Below are 4,325 nucleotides of genomic sequence, written 5' to 3'. Positions count from 1 at the left end.
ACCGCAAAACTCCAGCAGAGCTCCGTCCTCGATCTCTTCCGCAGCCTCCTGACCGGCACCGCCGCGAAAGCTCAGGACGTCCTTTTCAGCAATTCATCCTGATCAAAAAAACAGCTAAACTGTTACGCCCATCGGGTCCATCTGTTTGAGGCCTCCGTAGCGGGAGCCCATGCCGGCTGCGAGAACGATGAGAGTCGGTTTCATAGGAATGCGAGGGCCTTTTTGGATGGGAAGCGCGCTGGTGTCGAGCGATAGGAGCCTGAGGGCGGGAATGATTCGGGTTCATCCTGATATTGGACATGCTGGGGGCTTGCGTTCCGGAATTGGGGTAGCGAGGATGGATTACATGAGAAATTTCCTATTGGGATGTGCGGTTCTGTTTGTTGCTCAAGGTGGGCTTGAGGCCCGTGACTGGACTTCGAGTGATGGAAAGAAGATCGTGGCTGACTTTGTTGAACTGGATGGCGAGGTTGTTGTGCTCAAGATGAGGGGCAAGGAGTATCGTGTGCCGCTTGCGAAGCTCAGCGAGGAGGATCAGGAGTTTGCGAAGAGTCAGGGGGCCGTCGCTGAGGAACCGGAGAAGGCGGGTAGTCTGTTCGGCGAGGAATTGAAACCGGGAGGGACGGTTCTGGCGACAGGGCTGCTTGATGAGGATGTCATCAAGGCATTGTCGGGCAATAAGCTCAAACCGACCCAGATGAAGATCAAGCTGAGCCTTCCGGCCGATTTCGATCCAGGCAAACCTCAGAAGGTGTTTTGGGCGGTAGGTGGTATCAACAACGAGGGCGAGCGATTGAAGGGGAACATCGGGACTTTTGAGGGGCGGGGCCGGACTCCGGAGTCGAAGGGCTGGATCGTGATTTCAGCGGATACCGAGCATGGGAATCCCCGGGAAAGCACCGTTGCGGAGTGCAAAGGGGACAAGGAGTTCCATCTGCAGGTGATCGAGGAGATGACGAAGGTATGGCCGGGTTTCAAAACATGGAAACATGCTTGTGGTGGTCACTCGAGTGGTGCGAAGGGAACGTTCTTCCGGATCGCCCAACTTCTCAAAGCCGATGCGAATGTTGTCGGAGGCTACTTCAGCGGCTGCAATCAATCGATGGCGGCACTGGCCCAGGAGGAGACCGGTGTTAGAAAGAGCGCCTTCAAGGGCGTGAAGGGATATCAGAGCACGGGAGACAAGGACAACCTGGTGGATGAGAACCACATCGAAAGCGTCGGGGACGAAATGAAGTCAGCAGGATTCCGGGAGATCCGTTCAAAGACATTTCCCGGAGGACACACCACGAGTCCTGAGCAGCAGGCCGAGGCTCTGGATTGGTTTTTGGAAGGCGAATAGGCATATCCGGCAATCGGCAATCCTCTTTCTCAGCTGGATTTCCGGATGATGCCTGTCGACGTCCTCGGTATTCTCGATCAGGTCAGGGAGCTTCAAGCCGGTAGAAGGCCTGACCTTCGGGGGGATTCGGATCGCTGAAGCTGATCACTCCGCCTGCATCAGCCTTGACGGTGGCGATCGGGGCCCAGGCACCGAGGTTGATGGATCGCTGAACGGTGTATTCAAGATGGGGAACCCCTTGGAAGCCGAGCTGATGCGAACCATCGGGAAGGGTGGTGAAGCTTGGGCTGGCTGATCCAATGGCGGTGCTGCTATCAACGATGTTCACTGTGAGGTCTGCGGTGGCTTCGCCGCCTTTGCCGTCGCTCACCGTCAGGGGGAAGGTGTCGATGCCTACGAATCCGACCGGCGCATTAAAGGTGAGAACGCCGGCGCTCATCTGGACATCGCCTCCCTGGGCGGTGCTCTCGCTCTCCTCGAGCAGGGTGACGGGATCGCGGAGACGATGACGGCGGGCGGTGCCGGGGGTGATGACCGAGACGTTGACGTCGTCGTAGTGGGTCTGGTTGTCGTTGTCGGTTACGGTGAGGCGGAAGACGTAGGTTCCCTGGATGAGGCCGGAGGCGGTGAGGGTGGTGGTGGAGGCACCGGCGAGCGCGGGTGTGTTAGGTCCGCTGATGCGGGTCCATGCGTAGGTGGTGATGGTGCCGCCGTCATCGGTGGCGCTGCCGTTGAGGGTGACGGACGAGGTGGGAAGGGTGACGGTCTTGTCCGCGCCGGCGTTGGCGACGGGGATGCCGGTGGAGGTGGAGGTGGAGGTGGCAAGGGTGAGGGTGAGGGTGGTCCAGCGGCCGCGGGCGTAGGCGAATCCGGTGCCTTCGGGAATGAGGCCGTTGGAGACGTCGTTAGACTCTACGCCGAGTGTGGCGCCGGCGGGGATGGCGACGTTGTTGAAGGTGTGAAGCTGTGGGCCGTAGTCGCTGGTGACGCGGGCATTCTGTTTTGTTCCAATGACCACACCGTTGACCAGTAGGCGGAACGAGCACTCCCCGTCGGTTTCACCGAGGGCGGTGATGATGACATCGTAGTTTCCGGCAGCACCGGTGAAGGTGGTCGTAGCCCGGGCGAACTTGTCGCGATAGGACACTGTCGCGGCATTGATGGCCAGGGCGTTGCGGGCGGCATCGACGTAATAGGGAACCTCGCCACCGGTGATGGAGGGAAAGTCGGTCGTCGCGTCATAGACGAGACTGCTTCCTCCACCACCGGCGCGTTATTGCTAGGAAATCGCTTTTTCAGGGGCCGGCTGCTGGAGCCCCAACGGCCGGGGTTGGAGGGGGTTGAGTGAGGGTGGTTGGCCGGTCCCTTGGGATCCTGGATGAAACCCTCACTCGCGGAAGGGAGTCAAAGCCTTCGGCGGCGCAGCAGGCCGGCGCCGATCAGCAACCCGGCGAGGGCAGTGGTCGGTTCGGGAACGGCGGACCAGGTGAGGGTGGTGCCGCTGATGGAAAACCCGTATCCCGGGTTCAGTGATGATTGGTTGTAGGCGGCCCCAGCCGTGTCAACGACTTGCAAAAGGCTGTTGTTGAAGCCGGTTCCGGACAGTGTGAAGCCACCGCCAAAGATATCGGTCCATTCTTGCGTCTGCTCCCAGAAGGTGCCGGCGTCGACGCCGACGGTGGATCCAAGCACCACCCGGAAAATGGAGCCTGTGACATCCGTGTCGTGGCTTCGGTGGAGCGGATGGAATCCGTGGTGCAGTCGATGCTCCAACTGGCCCGTATCGAGAGGGAATCTCCACAGACAAAAGGCACCGTGTTTCCGCTGCGCCTGCTGGTTGAAGAGCGCTGGGAGGACCATGCCAGCCTCGCGGCGAGTCGGGGCGTAAGCATGCGGATCAGCGCCTCCATGGAGCAAACCCTCGAGGGCGACCGTGCGTGGTGGAGTCACCTTCTTGGGAACCTGTTAGGAAACGCCGCCGAGTATGCCGACGAAGGCAGCGAAGTGATCGTGACTGGGGGAGATGATAAAGCGATCGTCTCCGTACTGAATCGGGCGAGTGGACTTGATGAAAACGCAGTGACACATCTCTTCGAGCGCTTCTGGCGGGCGGATCAGGTTCGCGCAGAAAGCGAGCATTCGGGATTGGGTCTCGCTTTGGCTCAGGCCTGCGCCGAGGCGATGGGCTTGCGCATTGAGGCGCTCATCCGACCGGACTCCATCTTGGAAATGCGAGTGGTGAGGCAGTGAAGAAAATCGAGCTCAATTTTCGATTTCTCCCCATCGTCATCATCACGTCATTTTCAATGGGTAGAGTGTAAATGCCATCACGGCACTGAACACGTAAACCAATAGAAACAAACGATTATGAAAACTCTACTCATCACCATCGGTCTGGTCGCACTCGGCATCCCCAGCGCAAGCGCTTCGATCCATCCATCGTGTGACCAGCAAAGCATCACTCAGGCAGGTGATCACTTTGCCAAGGGCGGCGGAAACGGCAACGGCCAGGGCCAAGGAAAAGGCAAAGGTGAACGCGTCCGTAAACGCAGCGGCGACGGCAACGGCGACGGAGACTGTGACGAAAACGGTCAAGGCAGAGGAAAAGGCAAAGGCCGTGGAAACGGACAAGGTGGTGGTCAGGGCGGTGGCAAAGGTCGCTGAAACGCATCTTCGCTCCGCGCCAACCCTACGTCGATCGCTTCGACTTCATCCTCCTCCTTCTCCCACCTTAGCGCCACCCGCGCCGAGGGTCCCAACTTGAGGACACTTGAGAAGGAGGAGTCAACGCCTTCCGGCAAGGCCACCGCCAAAGGGGTCCCAAAGGGGTCAGCCAAAGGGGTCGGTCAGCCAAAGGGGTCAGTCCCGTTTATCAAGCATTCGCTCGTACTTCTTCAACTTCCTCCCCAAGCTCCCCTTCTCCCTCACCCGCCGCAACGCCCGCGTCACATTCCCATCCGTCCCCATTCCCAAGCGATCCGCC

General features: G+C 59.4%; 5 protein-coding genes. 3 read left to right on the top strand and 2 right to left on the bottom strand.

Features of this window, described 5'->3' with window-relative positions; all coding sequences use genetic code 11:
* The first annotated feature begins 346 nt into the window (after positions 1-346).
* On the top strand, positions 347-1,342 hold the full coding sequence (locus WBG04_RS11780) for a hypothetical protein (protein WP_424314627.1): 996 nt from the start codon (positions 347-349) through the stop codon (positions 1,340-1,342).
* A gap of 82 nt (positions 1,343-1,424) precedes the next feature.
* Here the strand turns inward: WBG04_RS11780 and WBG04_RS11775 are convergent, their stop codons facing one another.
* Together WBG04_RS11775 and WBG04_RS11770 are read right to left on the bottom strand one after the other, a co-directional pair.
* Complete coding sequence (locus WBG04_RS11775; protein WP_424314626.1) at positions 1,425-2,489, bottom strand: PKD domain-containing protein; 1,065 nt, start codon at positions 2,487-2,489, stop codon at positions 1,425-1,427.
* 257 nt (positions 2,490-2,746) lie between these two features.
* Positions 2,747-3,034 (bottom strand): hypothetical protein, encoded by a 288-nt coding sequence (locus WBG04_RS11770; RefSeq protein ID WP_424314625.1) that lies wholly within the window; start codon positions 3,032-3,034, stop codon positions 2,747-2,749.
* Between the two features lie 33 nt (positions 3,035-3,067).
* On the opposite strand from WBG04_RS11770, the gene WBG04_RS11765 reads away from it, so the two are divergent.
* Together WBG04_RS11765 and WBG04_RS11760 are read left to right on the top strand one after the other, a co-directional pair.
* A complete protein-coding gene (locus WBG04_RS11765) occupies positions 3,068-3,592 on the top strand; it encodes a sensor histidine kinase (RefSeq protein ID WP_424314624.1) in 525 nt (174 codons plus the stop codon).
* Positions 3,593-3,709: 117 nt separating this feature from the next.
* Positions 3,710-4,006 (top strand): hypothetical protein, encoded by a 297-nt coding sequence (locus WBG04_RS11760; protein ID WP_424314623.1) that lies wholly within the window; start codon positions 3,710-3,712, stop codon positions 4,004-4,006.
* The last annotated feature ends 319 nt before the right edge of the window (positions 4,007-4,325 follow it).

It is taken from the genome of Haloferula sp. (assembly GCF_049672945.1).
Taxonomy (GTDB): Bacteria; Verrucomicrobiota; Verrucomicrobiia; order Verrucomicrobiales; family Akkermansiaceae; genus Haloferula.
The sequence above is the reverse complement of the archived record's forward strand: the minus strand, read 5'-3'. Positions and strand labels throughout refer to the sequence as shown.